Source organism: Arthrobacter sp. NPDC080086 (assembly GCF_040702285.1).
This window is the reverse complement of sequence record NZ_JBFBKP010000008.1, coordinates 12,270-35,326: the sequence shown is the minus strand read 5'-3', so window position 1 is coordinate 35,326 and position 23,057 is coordinate 12,270. Positions and strand designations below refer to the sequence as shown.

The 23,057-nt window shown below is 71.1% G+C and carries 17 protein-coding genes; 14 read left to right on the top strand and 3 right to left on the bottom strand.

Going from position 1 to position 23,057, the window contains the following annotated elements:
• The first annotated feature begins 97 nt into the window (after nt 1-97).
• From AB0305_RS05065 to AB0305_RS05055, 3 genes are all read left to right on the top strand, one after another.
• On the top strand, nt 98-2,911 hold the full coding sequence (locus tag AB0305_RS05065) for a PEP/pyruvate-binding domain-containing protein (RefSeq protein WP_364136300.1): 2,814 nt from the start codon (nt 98-100) through the stop codon (nt 2,909-2,911).
• Between the two features lie 93 nt (nt 2,912-3,004).
• On the top strand, nt 3,005-4,024 hold the full coding sequence (locus AB0305_RS05060; RefSeq protein ID WP_364136298.1) for an alpha/beta hydrolase: 1,020 nt from the start codon (nt 3,005-3,007) through the stop codon (nt 4,022-4,024).
• A gap of 45 nt (nt 4,025-4,069) precedes the next feature.
• Nucleotides 4,070-5,017: an alpha/beta hydrolase gene (locus AB0305_RS05055; protein WP_364136296.1), complete on the top strand. Its 948-nt coding sequence runs from the start codon at nt 4,070-4,072 to the stop codon at nt 5,015-5,017.
• Here the strand turns inward: AB0305_RS05055 and AB0305_RS05050 are convergent.
• Nucleotides 5,001-5,750 (bottom strand): glycosyltransferase, encoded by a 750-nt coding sequence (locus AB0305_RS05050; protein ID WP_364136294.1) that lies wholly within the window; start codon nt 5,748-5,750, stop codon nt 5,001-5,003. The two genes, AB0305_RS05055 and AB0305_RS05050, sit on opposite strands and share 17 nt — an antisense overlap.
• A 155-nt stretch (nt 5,751-5,905) precedes the next feature.
• Here AB0305_RS05050 and AB0305_RS05045 point away from each other — a divergent pair, with 155 nt between their 5' ends.
• On the top strand, nt 5,906-6,109 hold the full coding sequence (locus AB0305_RS05045; protein ID WP_009357211.1) for a cold-shock protein: 204 nt from the start codon (nt 5,906-5,908) through the stop codon (nt 6,107-6,109).
• A gap of 349 nt (nt 6,110-6,458) precedes the next feature.
• The gene (locus tag AB0305_RS05040) at nt 6,459-7,064 is read left to right on the top strand and encodes a PAS and ANTAR domain-containing protein (protein WP_364136292.1); all 606 of its coding nucleotides are present in this window, start codon (nt 6,459-6,461) and stop codon (nt 7,062-7,064) included.
• A gap of 48 nt (nt 7,065-7,112) precedes the next feature.
• On the opposite strand, the gene AB0305_RS05035 is transcribed toward AB0305_RS05040, so the two are convergent.
• Complete coding sequence (locus AB0305_RS05035) at nt 7,113-9,089, bottom strand: amino acid transporter (RefSeq protein ID WP_290256815.1); 1,977 nt, start codon at nt 9,087-9,089, stop codon at nt 7,113-7,115.
• A 386-nt stretch (nt 9,090-9,475) separates the two neighbouring features.
• On the opposite strand from AB0305_RS05035, the gene AB0305_RS05030 reads away from it, so the two are divergent.
• The 8 genes from AB0305_RS05030 (at nt 9,476) to AB0305_RS04995 (ending at nt 19,874) form a co-directional block, all read left to right on the top strand.
• Nucleotides 9,476-9,574: a potassium-transporting ATPase subunit F gene (locus tag AB0305_RS05030; protein WP_290256816.1), complete on the top strand. Its 99-nt coding sequence runs from the start codon at nt 9,476-9,478 to the stop codon at nt 9,572-9,574.
• A gap of 7 nt (nt 9,575-9,581) precedes the next feature.
• Entirely contained in the window at nt 9,582-11,249 is a 1,668-nt protein-coding gene (kdpA, locus tag AB0305_RS05025) for a potassium-transporting ATPase subunit KdpA (RefSeq protein ID WP_364136290.1), read from the top strand.
• The gene (gene kdpB, locus AB0305_RS05020) at nt 11,246-13,372 is read left to right on the top strand and encodes a potassium-transporting ATPase subunit KdpB (protein WP_364136288.1); all 2,127 of its coding nucleotides are present in this window, start codon (nt 11,246-11,248) and stop codon (nt 13,370-13,372) included. Before kdpA ends, kdpB begins: the two co-directional genes overlap by 4 nt.
• Nucleotides 13,373-13,381: 9 nt before the next feature.
• Nucleotides 13,382-14,011: a potassium-transporting ATPase subunit C gene (locus tag AB0305_RS05015; RefSeq protein ID WP_364136286.1), complete on the top strand. Its 630-nt coding sequence runs from the start codon at nt 13,382-13,384 to the stop codon at nt 14,009-14,011.
• 12 nt (nt 14,012-14,023) lie between these two features.
• Nucleotides 14,024-16,684 carry a DUF4118 domain-containing protein gene (locus AB0305_RS05010; protein WP_364136284.1) on the top strand — a complete coding sequence of 887 codons (2,661 nt, stop codon included), beginning with the start codon at nt 14,024-14,026 and terminating at the stop codon, nt 16,682-16,684.
• Complete coding sequence (locus AB0305_RS05005) at nt 16,681-17,355, top strand: response regulator (protein WP_364136282.1); 675 nt, start codon at nt 16,681-16,683, stop codon at nt 17,353-17,355. The genes AB0305_RS05010 and AB0305_RS05005 overlap by 4 nt, the downstream gene beginning before the upstream one ends.
• 65 nt (nt 17,356-17,420) lie before the next feature.
• Nucleotides 17,421-17,930 (top strand): MarR family transcriptional regulator, encoded by a 510-nt coding sequence (locus tag AB0305_RS05000; protein WP_364136280.1) that lies wholly within the window; start codon nt 17,421-17,423, stop codon nt 17,928-17,930.
• 183 nt (nt 17,931-18,113) lie between these two features.
• A complete protein-coding gene (locus AB0305_RS04995) occupies nt 18,114-19,874 on the top strand; it encodes a diguanylate cyclase (protein WP_364136278.1) in 1,761 nt (586 codons plus the stop codon).
• Nucleotides 19,875-19,901: 27 nt separating this feature from the next.
• Here the strand turns inward: AB0305_RS04995 and AB0305_RS04990 are convergent, their stop codons facing one another.
• Nucleotides 19,902-21,035 (bottom strand): acyl-CoA dehydrogenase family protein, encoded by a 1,134-nt coding sequence (locus AB0305_RS04990; RefSeq protein WP_364136276.1) that lies wholly within the window; start codon nt 21,033-21,035, stop codon nt 19,902-19,904.
• Nucleotides 21,036-21,301: 266 nt separating this feature from the next.
• Here AB0305_RS04990 and AB0305_RS04985 point away from each other — a divergent pair, with 266 nt between their 5' ends.
• Complete coding sequence (locus AB0305_RS04985) at nt 21,302-23,056, top strand: AMP-binding protein (protein WP_364136274.1); 1,755 nt, start codon at nt 21,302-21,304, stop codon at nt 23,054-23,056.
• Nucleotide 23,057: the final 1 nt, after the last annotated feature.

Below are 23,057 nucleotides of genomic sequence, written 5' to 3'. Positions count from 1 at the left end.
CCGGCCCTTGCCGCACCGGAACCGCCGGGGCTAGCGTGTGCCCACGGGCAGCCCGCCCGCACCCGCCCGCATCGCCCTCCCGTATCCAGGAGCCGTCATGGCCTCACCGTCCGCGCCCGGACCTGCCCCGGAGCCGCACGCACCCGGGGGGCACGCCCTGGACCTGGTGGAGGCGGCCACCGCACCGCTGTCACTGGTGGGCGGCAAGGCCCTGAACCTGGGGCGGATGGTGGCCGCGGGACTGCCGGTGCCCCGCGGTTTCTGCCTCACCACGGACGCCTACCGCCTGGCTGCCCCGCCGGAGCTGGCCGACCTGTCGGCCGCGCTCGACGCCGGAATCCCGCGGGCCGGACTCTCCCAGTCCGCTCCTGACACCGGGGCCGGGCCCGACACCCGGATGGAGGCGGCGGCGCAGGCGGCTCGGGCCCGGGACCTGGTCGGCGCCGCCCCGATCCCGCCCGCCGTCGAGTCCGCGGTACGCGCCGCCTACGCGGACCTTGGGCCGGACACGCCCGTGGCGGTGCGGTCCTCCGCCACCGCCGAGGACCTTCCCTTCGCCAGCTTCGCCGGCCAGCAGGACTCGTTTACCGGAATCGTCGGCGCGGACGCGGTGCTGGACGCGGTCCGCCGCTGCTGGGCCTCCCTCTGGACCGACCGCGCCGTCGCCTACCGCACCGCGAACGGCATCAGCCATACCGGGGTGGGGCTCGCCGTCGTCGTCCAGGACATGGTGGAGGCGGCCACGGCGGGAGTCCTGTTCACAGCGAACCCGGTCACCGGGACCCGCACCGAAATGCTCGTCAACGCCAGCCCGGGCGCCGGCCAGGCGGTGGTTTCCGGCGCCGTGAACCCGGACCAGTTCACCGTGCAGACGGCGACGGCGGAGGTGCTGCACCGGGTGGCAGGCGACGACGACCCGGACCGGGGCTGGAGCCTGGACGACGCCGGGCTCGCCGAGCTGACCCGGCTGGGCGCGTCCGTCCAGAGGCTTTTCGGTTCGCCCCAGGACGTGGAATGGGTGGTCGACGCCGCCGGCAGGACCTGGCTGACGCAATCCCGGCCGATCACCACGCTGTACCCGCTGGAGGACCCGATGACCGGCGAGCCGCTGCCGGTTCCGCCGGAGGGACAAACCCGGGTCTACCTCTGCGGGACGCTGCTCCAGGGCCTGACCCGGCCCATCACCCCGATGGGCCTGACCGCGCTGGAACTGCTCCGGAACCAGCAGGGACTCTGGCGCTACGTGAATCCCGGCCTGCGGATGTTCGTGGACCTGACGCCCCTGACCCGGAGCCGGTGGGGGCGCCGCTACCTGACCCGGGTGCTGCCGCTGGCCGACAGCCGGTCCGCGGCGCTCGTCCCCGGCCTGCTCGCCGACCCGCGATTCGCCCCCGGGGAGGGCCCTTCCGCGGGTACTGACGTGGGCCGCGTTGCCCGGCGCCTCCTGCCCGGACGCGGTCGCGCCGACCATCCCCGCATGGACCGGTCCGCCCCGGCAGAGATCCCGGCCCCGGGAGAGGGACCAACTCCGGCAGAACGCCCCGCCCGGGTCGGCACCAGCCTGGGCATGCTGGCGGACCAACTCCCCCGGCTGGCCCGCGCCATCCTGGATCCCCGGGGCGAGCTGCGCCGCACCGACGCCTACGCCCGCCGGCTCGACGCCGTGGTGCAGCTGCCGGGCCCGGCGACGGCAGAGGAGCGCCTGCACTTCGCGGAAAACCTGGGACTGCGCACCACTGGGGGGCTGCTCAAGGCCACCCTGCCCGGGTTCTCCGCCGGCTACTTGATGCTGGCCGCAGCCCGCCGGCTGCTGCGCGGAATCGCCCCGCCGCGGGAGCTCGAGGCGGTGCTGCGCGGGTTGCCGCACAACGTGACCACCGAGATGGACCTGGAACTCTGGCGGCTGGCCGTCACACTCCGGGACGATCCCGAGTCCCGGGACGCCTTCCTGGCCACCGGGCCGGCCACCCTCGCCGCCAGGTACCGCGCCGGCACGCTGCCGGACACGGCCCAGTCCGCCGTCCGGGATTTCCTGGCCCGCTACGGACACCGCGCCGTGGCCGAGATCGACCTCGGCATGCCGCGCTGGGCCGAGGAGCCCGACCACATCCTCGGCGTGATCTCGAACTACCTGCGCCTGGACGATCCGGACCAGGCGCCGGACCGGCAGTTCGGCCTGGCGGCCGCGCACGCGGAGGAACGGATCCGGAGCCTGGTGGACCGCGCCGCCGCCCACGGGCGCTGGCGGGCCCGGCTGCTGGGGCTGGCCCTTCGCGAGGTCCGGGAATTGGCCGGCCTGCGCGAACTGCCCAAGTTCCACATCGTCCGGATCCTGGCCGAGGTGCACCGCCAGCTGCTGCTGGTGGGCGAGGACCTGGTGCGCCGCGGCGCCGTGGCCGCCGCGGGGGACGTGTTCTTCCTGGACTTCGGCGAGCTGCGGACCGGCTTGCGCGGGGCCCGGCTGCAGGAGACAGTGGCCGCCCGCCGCCGCCTGTACGACGTCGAACTCAGGCGCCGCCACATCCCCCGCCTGCTGCTTTCCGACGGCACGGACGTGGAGGCGGCCGCCCTGGCCGCGGCGCCGCCGTCGGGCGCCTTGGCCGGCACCCCCGCGTCCGCCGGCTCCGCCACGGGAACGGTCCGGGTGGTCCTGGACCCGGTGGGGGCACGGCTGGAACCCGGGGAAATCCTGGTGGCGCCGTCGACGGACCCGGGCTGGACGCCGCTGTTCCTCACCGCCGGGGCGCTGGTGATGGAGATGGGCGGGGTGATCTCCCACGGGGCGGTGGTGGCGCGCGAGTACGGCATTCCCGCGGTGGTGGGCGTCCCGGACGCCACCACCCGGCTGCGGACCGGGCAGCTGGTGACGGTCGACGGCGCCGCGGGCACCGTCCGGGTAGTGCCGAACTGAGGCTGCGGCCGCAGTCGGCGGGGCGGCCGTCTTCGGGGCGACGGGGCCGGGCACCCGGCGGTTCTAGCACGGGCGTGCCAGTAGAATGGAGGGATGACTTCGGCGGCTGCCTCCCGGCCCCGGTCGGGCCACGGAGCGTTCGGCCTCGCCCGGCGCGCCCGGCGTGTCCTGCGCCGTGTACCGGTCTGGGCGTGGCGCGCCCTGATGAGGATCGTCGGCCCCGCCGAGAAGGCCCGGTTCAATGCGGACCCGGTGACCGGCGTCGACTACTTCCACGACATCGACTTCGCCGGTGACGGCATCCGAGCGCACCGGCTGGACGTGATCACCCCCGCCGGAACGGCCGAAACCACCGGATCCACAGACTCCGGGCTACCCGTCTACGCCTACTTCCACGGCGGCGGCTGGACCTCCGGGGACAAGGCGGCGCTGACGAAATACTGCGCCAGCCAGGCCGCCGCCGGCATGGTGGTGGTCAACGTGAACTACCGCCACGCCCCGCGCTTCCACATGGGCCACGTCCTGCAGGATGCCAACGCCGCGCTGGCCTGGGTGCGGGCCACCATTTCCGGGTACGGCGGGGACCCGGACCGGATTGTGCTGGGCGGGGACTCCGCCGGCGGCCAGATCGCCGCGCTGCTGACGGCGTCGACGTTCCACACCGACCTGGCGGAGCACTACGGGCTGGAACCCGCGGCGCCCGCCGCGAGCCTGCGGGGGCTCGTGCAGCACTGCAGCGTGGTGGACTTCTCCGTGTTCTTCGAGCGCGGCTTCGTCCTCAGCCTTGCGTTCGTGAGGATGCTGCTCCCCCGCAGCGCCGGCCCGGGCGCAGAGTCGCTGCGGCGGGCGGCCCGCCACCTGTCCCCCATCGAATGGCTGGATTCGCGGCACCCGCCCGTGTTCGTGACCACCTCGGAGCGCGACTTTTTCTACACCGCCAACCTGAACTTCCTCGACCGGCTTCGGCAGCACCGGGTCCCGGCGGATGCGCTGGTCTACGGCTGGGAGGCCGCCAACGCCGAGCACACCTGGCAGCAGGACGCCCGCTTCCCCGAGTCCCAGGAGGTCTACCGCCGGCTGCACGCCTTCGTGGCGCGGGTGGCCGGAACCTAGCAGCGGTTCAGCCGGCCGGGCCGGGCTGGGGGCTATCGTTGACCCATGGCGAGAACCGGCCGCCGGAACCCCGGCGTTCCCGAACCGGACCCAGGAGTCTTTGGCTCCGGGCTAGTCGACGAGGCCGCCCGCCTGGACGCCGCGCAGCCCGACGTCGACTGGTCCGTCCCGCCGCCCGGCGCCGTCCGCGGGGTCTTCGAGGCGCCAAGTGGAACCCTGGCCACCCTTGCCATGGGCAACCCTGACGCTCCACGAGTACTGCTGATCCCGGGCGCCACCGGGTCCAAGGAAGACTTTGCCCTGATGCTTCCCCAGCTTGCCGAGGCCGGCTATTACGCGCTCAGCTGTGACATCGCGGGCCAGTACGAGTCCGCCGGGGCCGGCCCGGAAAACCTCGTACCGCCGCGCAAACACTACGACTACGCCCTCTTCACCGACGACTTGCTCGCCCTGCTGGAGTCCGGCGGGGGGCCGGCCCACGTGGTCGGGTATTCCTTTGCCGCGATTGTCGCGCAGCTGGCCTTCGAGCGGCGGCCGGAGCTGTTCCGCACGCTGACGCTGCTCAGTTGCCCGCCGGAACCGGGGAACAGCTTCCGCGGGGTGCAGCGGATCGGCCGGTTCAGCGGGCTGGCCAGCCCCCGGGTGGGCGCGGCACTGATGATCTGGGGCATCCGCAGCAACGTGGTCAAGGTGGCCCCGAACCGGATCCGCTTTGTCCGCTCCCGGTTCCGGCTCACCCGGCGGCAGTCGGTCCGGGATATCTTCGGCCTGATGCAGCACGCCCCGGACCTCCGGCCGGTCCTGGCGGCGGCCACGCTGCCCAAGCTGGTGGCCGTCGGGGAGCACGATCTCTGGCCGCTGGCCCTGCACCGCCGGTTCGCCCAGGCGATCGGCGCGAAGATCGCCGTCTATCGCGGCGGCCACAGCCCCAGCGAGACCTCCCCGCACCAGATGAGCCGGGACCTGATCGCCCTCTTCAGTTCGGCCGGGTGAGCCCCCGCCGGTAGTCGCGCCGCCGCCGTCGTCGGGCCAGCGGCGGGTCCGCCGCGAATTCGACGGCGAACGTCGTCCACGCCATCGCCAGACGCCGCCCCACCGCCCCGGCGCTCTCGAACGGCCGGGCGGAAACCCCCACCCGCAGGGTCGGCTCCCAGATCACGGCTACCTGGGGCGGGAGCTGGTAGGAGATGTCGAGATCGTCATGCACGGCCGGCAGGCCGCGGTGCACCGTGTCCCGGATCAGCGCCCACGCCGCCGAATGCATCGCGAAGTTGGAGCCGAAGAGCGGCGGGTGTCCCAGGAGCAGCCCCACCACGCGGTGGTACCCGGCGATCCAGATGCTCCGGCCCGCCCACCGGGCCAGCGCCGTGCCGCCGTAGAAGTCGCCCGGGCCGCTGACGGCGGCGGGCGGGGCGGCCCCGGCGAGGAGGGTTTCGACCCGCTCCAGCCAGTTAGCCGGCGGGATTGAGTCGGTATCCAGGCGGGCGATGATGTCCGTGTCCGCGGCGTCAAAACCGAGGGCCGTGGCGGCCGCGATACCCGCGACATCGGCGGGGATCCGGTGCACCCCGGCGGCGGCGCAGACGGCGTCGGTCCCGTCAGTGCTGCCGTTGTCCACCACGATTACTGCGTCCGGACGGCGGCTCTGGCGGGAGAGGGCGGCGAGGCACACGGCCAGCGGCCCGGCGTCGTTGCGGGTGGGGATCACCACCGTGATGGTTGCCATGGTGGGCAGACTATAGCCTCGGGCCGGGCAGAACTGCCCCGCGTGGCTCTTGCACCCTGGCCCCGCGCCCCGTACGTTGGGGACAGCGGACGAATGTCTCCGCAGCCGTTGGCCTTGCGTGGCCGCCGGAGATCAGCATTTCAGAAGGATAAAGCATGGCTACTGGCACAGTTAAATGGTTCAACGCCGAAAAGGGTTTTGGCTTCATTGCCCCGGATGACGGGTCCGCTGACGTTTTCGCCCACTACTCGGCAATCGCCACCAGCGGCTACCGCTCGCTGGACGAGAACCAGAAGGTCGAGTTCGACGTCACCCAGGGCCCCAAGGGCCCGCAGGCCGAGAACATTCGCCCGCTCTAAGCTTTCGGGAAAGCCCGGCCAGCCGGACTGCTTCTCCTAGAAAACACAAGCCCCTTCGGGTCTCCCGGAGGGGCTTTGTTTTGCCGTCCGGCCGTTTGGATCGGACGGACGGTACCGCACCCGCCTAAGCTCGGCCTCCACGAGCGGGTGGGATTCCGCAAGGTGGGCCGCAACGGCGGCTCGGACACCCTCCTGCTCGAACTCCCCCGGGACTCCGCCGCCGGGTAACAGATCCGGGGATCCGGCTTAGGCACTCCATGCTTTCCACTGAGCGTGGCGGACGGATATTCTTGTCTTTTCAGGCCCTGGCGCGGTGACGCCGGGCGCAGCACGTCGATCGGCCCCGCCCATGTCTGTGAACCACAACCATCGCGGACCCCTTTCGGGCGGGGACGCCCAGGATGGATTCCTGGACTGCCCCACCGGATTGGTGGAGCACTACTTCGCCGACGGGATCTTCCGCTGGTCCGACGGCCTCTACCGGATCTACGGCTACGAGCGGGGCGAGGTGGTCCCCTCGATGGAGATGGTGATGCCCCACATCGAGCCCGAAGATCGGCCCCGTGTGCTGGCGTACTGGGAACGGGTGGCCTCGCGCGGCGGTCCGTCCTCCCTCTACCTCTCGATCCGGGACAAGAAGAACCGGCAGCACAAGCTGCTGTACTCCGCGGATTACATTATGGACGGGAACGTCCCCGTCGGTGTCTGGGGTGTGGTGGTGGATCTGACCCAGTCGATCCACACGGACCGGCATCGGCTCGCCAACGAATCGGTCGCCGCAGCGTCCCGCACCCGGGCCGTCATCGAACAGGCCAAGGGCATCCTGATGGGCCGCACCGGCGTCAGCGCCGAGGACGCGTTCGAGCTGATGAGCAAGTTGAGCTCGGAGACGAACCGAAAGGTTGCCGTGCTCGCCAAGGACATCGTCGCCGGCGCCACCGACGTGCAGCGCTAACACCCCGGCCGGGAGGCGCCAGGCACCCGGCCCCGCAAACCCGGCGGATCAGCCCACGTGCACCCAAGGCCGCCGGGTCACGTCCGGCTCGGCCTCCCGCAGCACCTCACGGGTCACCGGGGCGATCTCGCCCTCGCCGAACGCCAGGAAGCGGAGCAGGTTGGTCACCGGGTTGCCCTCGGTCCAGCGGAAGTAGATGTGCGGCATCAGCCCGGTCACGTCGCGGATGTGCAGCAACACCGAGGCGATCGTGTTCGGCACCACCGGCCCGTGCACCTCCAGGATCCGGTACCCGTGGCGGGTGATGCCCTTGACCTCGAGTTCGGTTTCGAAGTCCGAGGAGTCGTCCACCACCACCTCGAGGAACACGGCCTGGTAATCCAGCGGCAGGTGGCTGACCTCGATCGCGGATTCCAGCTTCTCCCTGTACGCCTCAGGGCTGAGCCGCAGCGGTTCGTGCGCCACGATGCTCAGCGGGCCGTCCAGTTCGGCGGACAGGAACTCCAGCGCCTGCCGGTCCAGGTGGACGTGGGTGGCGTGCAGTTCGAACGACCGCCGAGCCCGGGACAGCAGCGAGATGACGATGATCCCGAGGATGAAGATCGACGCGATCCGGATGCCCTCGGGGCGTTCGACGACGTTCGCCACCGTGGTGTACACGAAGACCACGGCGATCACGCCGAAGCCCACCGTGCGCTTGCGCTGCCGCTTCCGGCGGGCGGACAGGGTGACGGCGATCGCCGCGGAGGTCATCAGCACCAGCACGCCGGTGGCGTACGCGCCGCCCTGCGCATCGACGTCGGCGTCGAAAATCCAGGTGATCAGGAAGCCCACCAGGGTGAAGACGAGCACCAGCGGACGCACCGCACGGGCCCAACCGGGGGCCATGCCGTAGCGGGGCAGGTAGCGGGGCACCAGGTTCAGCAGCCCGGCCATCGCGGACGCCCCGGCGAACCAGAGGATGGCAATGGTGGAGATGTCGTAGACGGTGCCGAAGCCGATGCCGAGCTGTTCGTGGGCGAGGAACGCCAGGGCGCGGCCGTTGGCCTGTCCGCCGGGCTGGAACTCGTTTTCCGGGATCAGCACCACGGTGGTGAAGCTGCTGATAATCAGGAACGTGCTCATGATCAGGGCCGCCGTGGTCAGCAGCTTCCGGGCGCCCTGGATCCGGCCGGCCGGGTTCTCCTCGGTGTCGTCCGGGTGGCCCTGGATCTGCGGCATCACCGCGACGCCGGTCTCGAAGCCGGAGAGGCCCAGGGCCAGCTTGGGGAAGACCAGCAGCGCGAAACCGACGGCCAGCAGCGGATTCCCATGCGATGTGGCGATCGCCGCCCACCAGTTGCCGACGGCCAGCGGGTGCGTCAGCACCTCCCAGAGTGAGACGCCGACGACGACGACGTTCAGGGCCAGGTAGACCCCGACAATCGCGACGGCGACGCCGATCGCCTCCTTGAAGCCGCGGAGGAAGACGGCGGCCAGCAGGGCCAAGAGAAACAGGGTGATGGCGACGTTCTGGCCCTGCATCCAGCCCGGGCTGATGGGGTTCTCCACCAGGTGGGCGGTGGCGTCCGCGGCGGAGAGGGTCATGGTGATCATGAAGTCCGTCGCGGCGAAGCCGAGCAGCACCAGCACGAAGAGCTTGCCGCCCCAGCGCGGCATCAGCCGCTCCAGCATGGCGATCGATCCCTCGCCGCGGTGGCTCTCGCCGGCCACCCGGCGGTAGACCGGGAGCGCGCCGAACAGGGTGATGGCCACCAGGACCAGGGTGGCCAGCGGCGAGATGACGCCGGCGGCGAGCGCCGCGATGGCCGGCTGGTAGCCCAGGGTGGAGAAGTAGTCGACGCCGGTCAGGCACATCACCTGCCACCAGGTGTGCTTCTTTTCCTCCGCGGCCCGCACGCCGTGCGGACCCTGGTGGGCGCCCTTGCTGTCCTGCAGCCCCACCAGGAGCCACTTCCGGAGTGCTGTGCTGCGGGCCGGCCGGGGTGCCGAGGGGTCGGCCGGGGGCCTGCTCAGGGTGGTCATGGGGTGCCTTTCCTCGCGGCACGCCGCGGCGCACCGCATTGCGATCACCCGCAAACGTAGCACCGGGCGGAGCCCGGATCCGGCCAAATCCGCGGATCTTGACGAATCCTTGACGCACCCTCCGTGCCGGCCGGGGACCCCCGCGTCAAGGATCCGTCAAGATCCGCCCCGCCCGCATCAAGGAACCGTTAGCACCTGCCGCGGAGCCCCGGCGAGGGTCTTCACTGGTCTCAGGCCCCGCAGACGGGGCGCAGATGAAAGGAACCTGTGATGGCCGACGCGGCTGTGATCGGAATCCTCATGGTCTCCATGGGGTTCGTGATGTGGGTCGGGCAACGCCTGGCCCGGGTGCTCGGCGACGACGCCGGGCGGACGGAAGGTGGACGGTGAACGCCGAGGCCGTGATGTGGGTGGTCCTGTTCCTGGCCGGACTGGGCCTGACGGGCTACCTCCTGGCCGTCCTGATCAACCCCGAGAAGTGGTGACCGCCCAATGACCTTCAACACTCTCTCCTTCTTGCTCCAGGCCGGCGCCCTGCTGGTGGCGCTGGCCGCGGTGCACAAGCCGCTGGGGCTCTACCTGGCCCGGGTGGTCGCAGGCACCCGCACCGCCCGCGCCGAGCGCCTCCTCTACCGGCTGACCGGCGTCGACGCCGGCACGGAGCAGACCTGGCCGGTGTACCTGCGCGGCGTGCTGGCCTTCTCCGCCGTCTCGATCCTGCTGGTCTTCGCGCTACAGCGGCTCCAGGGCGTCATCCCGGGCACCGGACCGCTGACCGGCGTGGACCCCTGGGTGGCCATGAACACGGCCATTTCCTTCGTGACCAACACCAACTGGCAGGCGTACGCCCCGGAGGCCACGGTGGGCATCTTCGTGCAGATGGGCTTGCTGGCGGTGCAGAATTTCCTCTCCGCCGCCGTCGGCATCGTGGTCGCCGTCGCCCTCATCCGCGGCCTGGTGCGGGTGCGCACCGACCGGCTGGGCAACTTCTGGGTGGACCTGACCCGCGTGACCTACAGGGTGCTGCTGCCCCTGGCGTTCGTTTCCGCCGTCCTGCTGGTGCTGGGCGGGGTGGTGCAGAATTTCTGGTCCACCGACGTCGCCAACCAGGCCATGGGCGTGAACCAGACCATCCCCGGCGGCCCGGTCGCCTCGCAGGAGGCCATCAAGGTCCTTGGCACCAACGGCGGCGGCTACTTCAACGCCAACTCCGCCCACCCCTTCGAGAACCCCAACGCCGCGGTCAGCCTGTTCCAGGTCTTCCTGCTGCTGCTCATCCCCTCCGCGCTGCCGTACACCTTCGGCCGGCTGGTGGGCGACCGGCGGCAGGGCTTCACCGTTGCCGCGGTCATGGGCACGCTCTGGCTGGCCTCCACCCTGCTGACCGGCTGGGCGGTGTCCTCCGCGCAGGGCACGGCGACGGCGGCGGCCGGCGGGCTCGGGGAGGGCTTCGAACAGCGCTTCGGCCCGGTACCGGCCGCGCTGTACGCCGCGTCCACCACCCTGACCTCCACCGGCGCGGTCAACGCCGCCCACGACTCGCTGCCGCCCCTGGCCGGCGGGATGACGATGATCAACATGATGCTGGGCGAGGTGGCCCCCGGCGGCACCGGTTCGGGGCTGTACGGGCTGCTGATCCTCTCGATCATCGCCGTGTTCATCGCCGGCCTGATGGTGGGCCGCACCCCCGAATACCTGGGCAAGAAGATCGGCCCCACCGAGATGAAGCTCGCGGCCCTGTACATCCTGGTCACCCCCACCCTGGTCCTGGCCCTCGCCGGGGTGACCGTGCTGCTGCCCGACGCCGTCGCCAACGCCCCGGCCACCGGACCGCACCAGTTCAGCGAGGTCCTGTACGCCTTCACCTCCGGGGCGAACAACAACGGCTCCGCGTTCGGCGGCATCACCAGCTCCGGGCCCCTGCTCTCCACCCTCCTGGGCCTCGCCATGCTCCTGGGCCGGTTCCTGCCGATCGTCCTGGTCCTTGCCCTGGCCGGTTCCCTGGCCCGGCAGGGCAAGATCCCGGTCTCCGCCGGCACCCTCCCCACCCACGGCCCCCTGTTCGCGGTGCTGCTGCTGGGCGTGACGGTTATCCTCACCGCCCTCAGCTACTTCCCCGCCCTCGCCCTGGGCCCCCTCGCAGAAGGATTGATCCGATGACCCCGTCCCCCGCGGACACCTCCAGCCGGACCTACGCCGACGGCAACCCCCTCGGCACCCCCGGCGAACACAAGCACCACACCAAGACCCCGGCCAAGCTGACCCTGGCCACCGTGGCCGCCGCCCTGCCGCTGGCGGTGCGCAAGCTCGCCCCCCGCCAGATGGTCCACTCCCCGGTGATGTTCACCGTGCTGGTGGGCGCCGCACTGTGCACCGTCATCTGCGTGCTGAAACCCTCCGTCTTCGGCATCGCGGTCACCGCGTGGCTATGGCTGACCGTCCTGTTCGGCACCCTGTCCGAGTCGATCGCCGAGGGCCGCGGCAAGGCCCAGGCGGACAGCCTGCGCGCCAGCCGACAGGGCGTGGAGGCCACGCTGCGGCTGCCCGACGGCGGCACCCGCCGCGTCCCGGGCACGGATCTGTCGCTCAACGACGTGATCATCTGCGAGGCAGGGGACGTGATCGCTTCCGACGGCGAGATCATCGAGGGCGTCGCCAGCGTCGACGAATCGACCATCACCGGCGAATCTGCCCCCGTCATCCGCGAATCCGGCGGCGACCGGTCCTCGGTGACCGGCGGCACCCGGGTGCTCTCGGACCGGATCGTCATCCGGATCACCGCAGAGGCCGGCCAAACCTTCGTGGACCGGATGATCAAACTCGTGGAGGGCGCCGTCCGGCAGAAGACCCCCAACGAGATCGCCCTGCACGTGCTGCTGGTGTCCCTGACCATCGTCTTCCTGATCGTCACCATGGCGCTGGCCCCGTTTGCCGCCCTCGCCGGTGCCACCCCGTCCCCGATCGTCCTCGTGGCGCTGCTGGTCTGCCTCATCCCCACCACCATCGGGGCACTGGTGCCCGCCATCGGCATCGCCGGCATGGACCGGCTGGTCCAGCACAACGTCCTGGCCACCTCCGGCCGGGCCGTGGAAACGGCCGGGGACATCACCACCCTGCTGCTGGATAAGACCGGCACCATCACCTACGGAAACCGCCGCGCGGTGGAATTCCACCCCGCGGACGGGGTGGGCATGGACCGGCTGATCGAGGCGGCCCGGCTCTGCAGCCTGGCCGACGAGACCCCGGAGGGCCGGTCCGTCGTGGACCTGGCCGCCGAACGCGGCGTCGCCGGGGCGGACCTGGCCGCCCTGGAAGCCGGGAGCCGGGACGTCGCCGTCGTCCCGTTCAGCGCCGCGACCAGGATGTCCGGGCTGGACCTGGACGGGCGGATGATCCGCAAGGGCGCCGCCTCCACCGTGGGCACCTTCGTCGAGGAACATGGCGGCCGCACCGGCGCGGGGGTGGATGCCCGGGTGCGGGAGATCGCCGCGCACGGCGGCACCCCGCTGCTGGTGGCCGAGGTGGCCGCCGACGGACGCCCCGAGGTGCTCGGCTGCGTCCACCTGGCCGACGTCGTGAAGCCCGGCATGCACGCCCGCTTCGCCGAGCTGCGCCAGATGGGCATCCGCACGGTCATGATCACCGGCGACAACCCCATCACGGCCAAGGCGATCGCCGCCGAAGCCGGCGTGGACGACTTCCTGGCCGAGGCCACCCCGGAGGACAAGCTCGCCGTCATCAAAAAGGAACAGTCCGCCGGCCGGCTGGTGGCCATGACCGGGGACGGCACCAACGACGCCCCGGCTCTGGCCGCCGCGGACGTCGGCGTCGCGATGAACTCCGGGACCCCGGCGGCCAAGGACGCCGCCAACATGGTGGACCTGGACTCGGACCCCACCAAGCTGATCAACATCGTGGGCATCGGCAAGCAGCTGCTGATCACCCGGGGCGCGCTGACCACCTTCTCGGTGGCCAACGACGTCGCCAAGTACTTTGCGATCGTCCCGGCACTGTTCGCGGCCACATTCCCGGGCCTGGGCCTGCTGAACATCATGGGCCTGACGACGCCGGCCTCCGCGATCCTCTCGGCGGTGATCTTCAACGCCCTGATCATCATCGCCCTGGTCCCGCTGGCGCTGCGCGGCGTGAAGTACCGCGCCGTCACCGCCAACCGGGCGCTGTCCCGAAACCTGCTGATCTACGGCCTCGGCGGCCTGGTAGCACCCTTCATCGGCATCAAGATCATCGACCTCGTGATCTCCCTCATCCCCGGAATCGGCTAGGAACACCCCATGACCACCATCTTCGGATACCTCCGGCAGGCCGGCACCGCCCTGCGCTTTCTCGTCGCCGCCACCCTGGTGCTCGGCTTCGCCTACCCCCTGGCCGTGTTCGGCGCCGGGCAGCTGATCGCCCCCGACCAGGCCAACGGCTCCATCCTCCGGGACAGCGCCGGGCGCCCGGCGGCCTCGGCCCTGATCGCGCAGGCCTCCGCCGGCGACGGCGGGGCCCAGGACCCGCGCTGGTTCCATGCCCGGCCCTCAACGGTGGCGTGGGACCCGGCGTCATCCTCGGCCAGCAACCTCGGTCCGAACGACGCTAAACTGCTGGACTCCGTGCAGCAGGGCCGCGCCGCGGTGGCGGCGGCGGAGCATGTCTCCGTGGACCAGGTCCCGGCCGACGCCGTCACCGCCTCGGCCTCGGGCCTGGACCCGGACATTTCCCCGGCCTACGCGAAGCTCCAGGTGGCCCGGGTTGCCGCCGCGCAGGGGCTGGACCCGGCCGCCGTTGAGGAGCTGGTCCGCGGAAACACCCGCGGCGGGGTCACGGCGTTCCTCGGCCAGCCCTCGGTCAATGTCACCGCCCTGAACCTGGCCGTCGCGGACGCTGCCGCGGCGGCGCAGCCGGGCCGAACCAAGTGAGAGAATGACGGCATGGCACGAGGAACGCTGCGGATCTTCCTGGGGGCCGCGCCCGGCGTCGGGAAAACCTACGAGATGCTCGAAGAGGCCCACCGGCTGGCGCAGCGCGGCATCGACGTCGTCGTAGCCTTCGCCATGGACCACGGCCGCAGCGAGACCCGTGCCCTGCTGGACGGCCTGGAAATCGTGCCGCCGCGCCGCCTCCCCTACCGCGGCACCGAGTTCGAGGAAATGGACCTGGACGCGGTCCTGGCCCGCGCCCCGGAAACCGCGATCGTGGACGAGTACGCCCACTCCAACATCCCCGGCAGCCGCAACCCGAAGCGCTGGCAGGACGTCGACGCGCTGCTGGAGGCCGGCATCGACGTCCTCTCCACCGTCAACATCCAGCACCTGGCCTCGCTCGGGGACGTCGTCAGCGCCATCACCGACGTCCGCCAGGCCGAGACGGTGCCCGACGACGTCGTCCGCCGCGCGGACCAGATCCACCTCGTGGACATCTCTCCGGAGCTGCTGCGGCAGCGGCTGGGCGACGGCAAGATCTACGCCCCGGAGAAGATCGACGCGGCGCTCTCGAACTACTTCCGGGTGGGCAACCTGACCGCGCTGCGGGAACTGGCGCTGCTCTGGCTCGCGGACCGGGTGGACGAGGGGCTGGCCAAATACCGGGCCGAACAGGGCATCGAGGAGAGCTGGCCGGCCCGGGAACGGATCGTCGTGGGACTGACCGGCGGCCCAGAGGGCGAGGTACTGATCCGCCGCGGCGCCCGGATCCTCAACCGGGTCAACGGCGGGGACCTGCTGGCCGTGCACGTCCGGGTGGCCGACGGCGTCGCCAGCGAATCCCCGCAGGCCCTCGAGGCGCAGCGGCACCTGATCCAGGACCTGGGCGGCAGCTACCACACGGTCGCCGGGGAGGACCCGGCCGCGGCGCTGCTGGACTTCGCCCGCAGCGTCAATGCCACCCAGATCGTCGTAGGGATCTCCCGGCGCCGGAAGATCGACTCCCTCGCCGGCTGGCTGCTGGGCGGCGGCGTCGGCACCCGGGTGGTCCGCGACTCCGGCGACATCGACGTTCACATGGTCTCCCACCCGCTGGTGGGCCGCGGCGCCCGCCCGGTCCGGCCCCGGGACCTGGGCCGGATCCGGGTGCTGGTGGGCTTCGCCTTGGCGCTGCTGCTGCCGCCGGCGGTCCAGGCGCTGCTGGTGCTCGACCCGGAGCGGAACGTCGCCACCGTCATGCTGGTCCAGCTCAGCGGCTCCGTGGCCGTCGCCTTGGTGGGCGGCCTGTGGCCGGCGATCCTCGCCGCCGTGCTCAGCAGCCTGCTGGTCAACTACTTCTCCACCCCGCCGGTGGGCACCCTGACCATCAGCGACTCGCAGAACCTGCTGGCGCTGCTGGTGTTCGTCGGGGTCTCCGCCGCGGTCGCCGTCGTCGTCGACGTCTCCGCCCGCCGCTCCAAGGAGGCCGCCCGGGCCCGCGCCGAGGCCACCACCCTGGGCGACCTGGCCCGCAACGCCGCCGGTTCGGAGGACACGCTCGCGGCCCTGCTGGAGCAGGCTCTCAGCGTCTTCCAGGTCCGCGCCGCGGCGCTCTACGTCCGGCCCGCACCCGCGGAGGGCGGCGGAAGCTCGGGCGAGTGGGAGCTGATCGCGACGGCCGGATCGCCGGGAAGCGCCGAGACGGCCGACGGCGGTGCGGCCGGCGACAACGTCGAGGAAGTCGGCTCCGGTGCCCGGCTGGTGCTCTACGGCAGGGTGCTCCCGGCGAGCGACCGGCGGCTGCTGGCCGCGTTCGGCGTCCACCTCGAGGCGCAGCTGGAACGCCAGCAGCTGGTGGCCAGCCGGCGGCAGATGCTGCGCCTGGCCGAGAGCAACACCATCCGCACCTCCATCCTGCGCGCCGTCTCCCACGACCTGCGCACGCCTTTGGCCGGCATCAAGCTGGCCGTCGGCGGCCTCCGCCACGACGCGGACCGCTACCGCCCCGAGGAAAGGGAAGAACTGCTGGCCACCATCGAGGAATGCTCGGACCGCCTGGACGCCCTGGTGGGGAACCTGCTGGACATGTCCCGGATCAGCGCCGACGCCGCCCACCCCCTGCTCCGCCCGGTCCGCTGGTTCGACGTCATTCCCGGGGCGCTGCGCGCCGTTCCGCCGGGCCGGGTCCGGGTGGAGCTGCCGCCGAACATGCCCGAGGTCGACGCCGACCCCGGCATGCTGGAGCGTGTGGTGGCAAACGTCGTCGAGAACGCCGTGAAATACGCGCCGGAGGCGGACATCGTCCTGGTCGGCGCCGGCGGCGGACTGAGCCCGGTGGCCCTGGGCGGCCGGCCCGCCGGGGAGCTGCGGATCATCGACCACGGCCACGGCGTCCCGGCCGAACGCGTGCTGGAGATGTTCCGGCCCTTCCAACGGCTCGACGACGCCCCGCAGGCCACCGGAATCGGCCTGGGCCTGGCCGTGGCGAAGGGCTTCACCGACGCGATGGGCGGCAGCCTTACCGCCGAACCGACCCCCGGCGGCGGCCTGACCATGGTGATCCGGCTGCCGCTCTCTACCGGCGCCCCCTTCGAGCCCGGCCACCGGCAGGCCCCGCTGGAACCGCAGTCCACCCTGGACCACCGGGCACACCGCCTGCCCGCCGCCCCGAACCGGACGGAGGCCGGATGACCGCCGTCCTCGTCGTCGACGACGACCCGCACCTGCTCCGGGCACTGCGCATCACGCTGCAGGCGCACGGCTACGACGTCACCACCGCCGCGGACGGGCACTCCGCCCTACTGGCCGCCACCCAGCACCCGTTGGCGCTGGTGATCCTGGACCTGGGCCTGCCGGACCTGGACGGTACCGAGGTCCTCCGCGAGCTCCGCACCTGGAGCCAGGCGCCGGTGCTGGTACTCTCGGCCCGGCACGGCTCCGAGGACAAGGTGGAGGCGCTCGACGCCGGCGCGGACGACTACATCACCAAGCCGTTCGGGCTGGACGAGCTGCTGGCCCGGCTCCGCGCCCTGCTGCGCCGCACCGCCGACGTCGATGTCCAGCCGGTGGTCGCCACCGAGACGTTCACCGTGGACCTCGGCAAGCACCGGGTCACCCGCGGCGGGGAGGACATCCGCCTGACCCCCACCGAGTGGAAGATGCTGGAGGTGCTGGTCCGGAACCCGGAGAAGCTGATCCCGCAGCAGCAGCTGCTCTCCGAGGTCTGGGGCCCGGCGTACGCGAAGGAGACCAATTACCTACGGGTCTATATGGCGCAGCTGCGGCGCAAGCTTGAGGCGGACCCTGCCGCCCCGCGGCACCTGCTTACGGAGGCGGGGATCGGCTACCGGTTCGTGCCGTAGGCACCGGACCGGGTGATACGTTTAGGGCCTACGCATGCTTGCCAGTGCGCTACCAAGGGATTCCGATGGATACGCACGACGCAGGCCCCAGTTCCGTTCCCGTACCCGCTGGTGACACGGGTCCCCGCGCACTCAGCGTTCTCGAGGCACTGAGGGAGTACCGGGTTGCCGAGGCCGCCATGCAGCGCCGGACCCGCCCGACCAGGGACATGAACGAATCGGATCTCCTTGCCCTCCGGCATCTTCTGGACGCCGAGGCGGACGGCGCCCAGGTGCGGCAGAAGGACCTCGCCGTTCGCCTGGGAATGAGTTCCGCCGCCGCTACCTCGCTGGTGGACCGCCTCGTCAGGTCCGGGCACATCACCCGCGAACCGGATCCGGCCGATCGCCGGGCGGTCAACCTCCTGCCGATGCCTTCCGCCAGGGTTGTCGTCCGGGAAGCCCTGGGAAACATCCACCCGCTCCTGATCCGTGCCGCGGCGGAGCTGACCCAGCAGGAAGCCGAGACGGTCAAGCGGTTCCTGACGCGGATGCGCGAAGCCGCCGACGCCGTCGCTCCTCCCCTGCGGGGATAGCCGCTACCCGGCCAAACCCCGTGGCTGCACCGGCGACATCGGCGGGGAGCGGGATGCCCATCCCGGCCCGGGCTGCGCGGCGAGGCCAACGACCATGCCGGGATGGTCGTCCCGGAACTTTCCTTCACCCGTTTTCGTTGTGCCGGTTTTTCGCGGGACCGCACCGCCATAGATACTTGGGCAATGAATATTCACAGCGCTCTCGACCGTGAGAACGCGAACCATCCGCCGGCGATGCCGGAGGTCCCCGCCCAGATGCGCGCGGTGCTCAATGGAATTCCGGCGATGGTGGCCTACTGGGACGCGGAGCTGAGGAACCGGCTGGCCAATGATGCCTACCTGTCCTGGTTCGGCGTCGAGGCTCAGCAGCTGTACGGGATGCACATCCGCGAGCTGCTGCACGAGGACGTCTACGCGGCGAACCGCGGGTACATCGACAAGGTTCTTGGCGGCGAGCCGCAACTGTTCAAGCGCACGCTCAACGACGCTGGCGGCGGCACCCGCCACGCCGAGGTCTCCTACATGCCCGATGAGCGCGACGGCGCCGTTCTGGGCTTCTTCGTCATGATCACCGATGTCACGGATCGGGTCCTCGCGGAGCACCGGCAGCGCCGCGACACGGACCGCTACCGCGCCCTGGCCGGCAGCATCCCCGGCGTCTTCGTCCTGCTCTTCGATGCGGATCTCCGCTATCTGATCGCCGAAGGCCAGGAGTTGCACGCCTTCGGTTACCGCCCGGAGGAGCTGGAGGGCCGCCGCATCCACGATGTGCTGGAGGGCTGGCTGGCCGAGGAACTGGAACCACGCTACCGGGCGGCCCTGGCCGGCGAGGAGGTCGCCTGGACCCGGCGGATCGGCCCCCGCACCTACCGGCTCAAGGCCGGGCCGGTCAACTCCGACGGTGCCACCGCCGGAATGGTGGTGGCCGTGGACGTCACCGAGCGGCTGCAGCAGGAGCAGACCTGGGAGGCGCTGCACGAGATCGCCACGGCCGTGGCCCGCAACGCGGCGCCGGAGGACATCTCGGTGCAGCTCGCGTTTATCCTCAGGGACCTCTTCGCCGTCGACTCCGCCGCCGTCGTCCGCTACACCGGGCCCCTGTCGGCCGAGATCGTGGCCATGGCCCCGGCTATGCCCTCGACGCTGAGCCGGGAGCATGTCTTCGCTCTGACCGACAATTCCGCCACCGTTCGGGTGGCGGTGACGGGGAAGCCCGCCCTGGTTGTGTACGGCACCAAGAGCGGTGGCGTCGCGGAGGGGCAGATGCTCGCCGGCGGCTTCCGATCCGCCGCGGCCGCCCCGATCCGGGTGCACGGCAGCCTCTGGGGCGTGGTGAGCCTGACGTCCAAGTCCAGCACCGGCGTCACCGCGGCCATGTTGGAGCGGCTGGCGCAGTTCGCGGAACTGGTGGAAATCGCCATCGGAAACACCGAGGCCCGGGCCCAACTGGAGCGCCAGGCCACCACGGACGAGCTCAGCGGGCTGCCCAACCGCCGCTCCCTGGAGCAGCACCTGGCCCACGAGATCGAGCGGGCCGCCGCCCGCGGCACCCACCTCAGCGCCATCGTGCTGGACATTGACCACTTCAAGAATGTCAACGACACCTTCGGGCACCTGATGGGCGACGTGGTGCTGGCCGACGTCGCCGCCCGGCTCCGGGCGGTGGCGCGAAAGGATGAAATCGTGGCCCGCTTCGGCGGCGAGGAATTCGTCTGGCTGCTCCCGGAAACCGACGGGGTGGAGGCGTTGCTGGCGGCGGAACGGGCCCGGGTGGCGATCGGCTCCGAACCGTTCGGCGATGTCGGGCACATCACCGTCTCGGCGGGCGTCTGCGAACTGTCCGACGCCGGCAGCCGGGGCCTGCTGGCCTGCGCGGACCGGGCACTGTACGCGGCCAAGCACGCCGGCCGCGACCGCAGCGAACGCTACGGCGCGGCCGGCTGACCGCCGGCCCGCCGTCGTCAGCAGGCGTTAGACGAACGCGGATTTCCCGGTGACGGCCCGGGCCACGATCATCGAATTGATCTCGTAGCTGCCCTCGTAGGTGTAGAGGATCTCGGCGTCGCCGAAGAGCTTGGCCATCTCGAAATCGGTGGTGATGCCGTTGCCGCCCAGCAGCGCGCGCCCCATCGCCACGGAGGCGCGGGCCAGGCGGGTGGTGGTGGATTTGGCCATGGCGGCCTGTACCATTTCCAGCTTCCCGTCCTGCTGGATCCGCGCCAGCTGCGCCATCAGGGCCAGCGAGACGCTGGCGTTGCCCAGGATTTCGGCCAGCTGCTGCTGGACCAGCTGGAACCGGGCCAGTTCGCGGCCGAACTGGAACCGCTCCAGCGCGTAGGCACGCGCGATGTCGAAAGCCGCGAGCTGGATGCCGGCGCCCTGCCAGCCCACCCAGGCCCGTGAGTCGCGCAGCAGGTCGTTGGCGCGGGAGAAGCTGGTGGCCCCGGGCAGCAGGTTTTCGGCCGGGATACGGACCTCGTCGAGGACGATGTCCGCGTTCTGCATGATCCGCAGGCCGATCTTGTTGGCGATCTTGGTGGCCGTGTACCCGGGCCGGTCCGTCTCGACGATGAAGCCCTTGATCTGCTGGTCCGCTTCGTCCCGGGCCCAGACCAGCGCGAAGTCGGCGATTGTGCCGGCGCCGATCCAGCGCTTGGCGCCGGTGATCACCCATTCGGACCCGTCCCGCCGCGCCGTCGTCGCCAGTCCCCCGGCGATGTCCGAGCCGTGGTCCGGCTCGGTCAGGGCGAACGCGCCCAGCTGGGTGAAGGCGGTCAGCCCGGGCAGCCAGCGGGCCTTCTGCTCCTCAGAGCCGAGCTCGTCGATCATCCCCACGATTAGTTCGTTGTGGATGCCCACCAGCGCCGAGAGCGAGACGTCCGCCCGGGCCACCTCCACGTACATCAGGCCCTTGAACAGCTTCGAGGTCCCGTCCGTCTGGATCCCGCCGAGGCCGTGCTTGCCCAGTTCGGAGAGCAAGCCGAAGGGGAACTCCTCCCGGTTCCAGAAGTCGATCGACGCGGGCCGGATCCGGGTCTGCAGGAACTCCCGGATCTCCTCGTAGCGGCTCCGTTCCGCCGGGGGCAGGAGGTCAGCGATGTACATCAGGTCCGCGTCCGGAAACGGGGGAGCTCCGATGGCTGGTCCGTCGACACTTCGTTGTGGCTGCACGGGCAGGTATCCCTTCGTCGGGTGCCGCCGGCGGCGGCGCAGGCTCTTCCAAACCCTTGGATGTCCTAGTATATTGCACAGTGATATTCGTCACTAGGGGGCGCCGGCAATCACGGACCTCCCGGTGGCGGTGGATATGCCCGGCCAACGGCGGCCGCCACTGGACCGCCGGGCCGCAACCGGCTGTGAAAGGTGCACCCATGACCGTGACTGACGAATTCCGGGCCGCGAGGGACAGGCTGCTCGCCCTGCGCGGGGATTACGAGGCCGCCCGGGACGAGTTCGAATGGCCACGGTTCGAGGAATTCAACTTCGCCCTGGACTGGTTCGACCAGATCGCCGCGGACCCGGAGCGCGGCGCGAAGCCGGCGCTGGTGATCGTGGAACAGGACGGCTCCGCCACCCGCCGCAGCTTCGCCGACCTCTCGGCCCGCTCCGCCCAGGTGGCCAACTGGCTCCGGGCGCAGGGCATCCGCCGCGGGGACCGGATGATCATCATGCTGGGCAACCAGGTGGAGCTCTGGGAGCTGATGCTGGCCGGGATCAAGCTCGGGATCGTCATGATCCCCACCACGACGCTGATGGGCCCGGCGGACCTGCGCGACCGCGTGGAGCGCGGCGGGGCCGGCTGGGCCGCCGTCGGCAGCGCCAACATCGGCAAGTTCGACGGCGTCCCCGGGGACTACCGGCTCATCGAGATCGGCGCGGGCACGGCAGGCACGGGCACCGGCGACGGGACCACCGACGACGGGAAGAAGGACGTCCTGCGGTACGCCGACGCCGACGGCGCCCCGCTGGAGTTCACCCCGGACGCCCCCACCCGGGCCGACGAGACGCTGCTGCTCTACTTCACCTCCGGCACCACCTCCAAGGCCAAGCTGGTAGAGCATACCCACACCTCTTACCCGGTGGGGCACCTGTCCACCATGTTCTGGATCGGCATGGAACCGGGCGACGTGCACCTGAACGTCGCCTCCCCCGGCTGGGCCAAGCACGCCTGGTCCAACGTCTTCACCCCGTGGATCGCCGAGGCCTGCGTCTTCATCTACAACTACGACCGCTTCGACGCCAAGGCCCTGATGGAGCAGATGGACCGCGAGAAGGTCACCAGCTTCTGCGCGCCGCCCACGGTCTGGCGGATGCTGATCCAGGCCGACCTGACCCTGCTGCAGAACCCGCCCACCAAGGTGGTCTCCGCGGGCGAACCGCTCAACGCCGAGGTCATCGACCAGGTCAACCGGGCCTGGGGCCAGACCATCCGGGACGGCTTCGGCCAGACCGAAACCACCGTGCAGATCGCCAACACCCCCGGCCAGCCGATCAAGATCGGCGCCATGGGCAAGCCGCTGCCGGGCTACGACGTCGTCCTGGTCGACCCGGCCACCGGCGAGGAGGGCGACGACGGCGAGCTCTGCCTGCGCCTGGATCCCCGCCCGGTGGGCCTGATGAAGGCCTACTACGGCGACCCCGAGAAGACCGCCGAGGCCTTCCGCGACGGCTACTACCACACGGGCGACATGGCCAGCCGGGACGAGCGCGGGATCATCACCTACGTCGGCCGCGGCGACGACGTGTTCAAATCCTCGGACTACCGGCTCTCCCCGTTCGAGCTGGAGAGTGTCCTGATCGAACACCCCGCGGTGGCCGAGGCCGCCGTCGTCCCCTCCCCCGACGCGCTCAAGCTCTCCGTCCCCAAGGCGTTCGTAGTGCTGGCCTCCGGCCACGAGCCGGGGCCGGAGCTGGCCGAGGACATCCTGCGCTACTGCCGCGACCACCTGGCCCCCTTCAAGCGGATCCGTCGGCTGGAGTTCGCCGAGCTGCCCAAGACCATCTCCGGCAAGATCCGTCGGGTGGAGCTGCGGCACAGCGAAGAACTGCGCCACGGCAACGGGACGCCGCCGGAGGGACTGGGCACGGAGTACTCCGAGGCGGACTTCCCGGGGCTGAAGGGCTAGC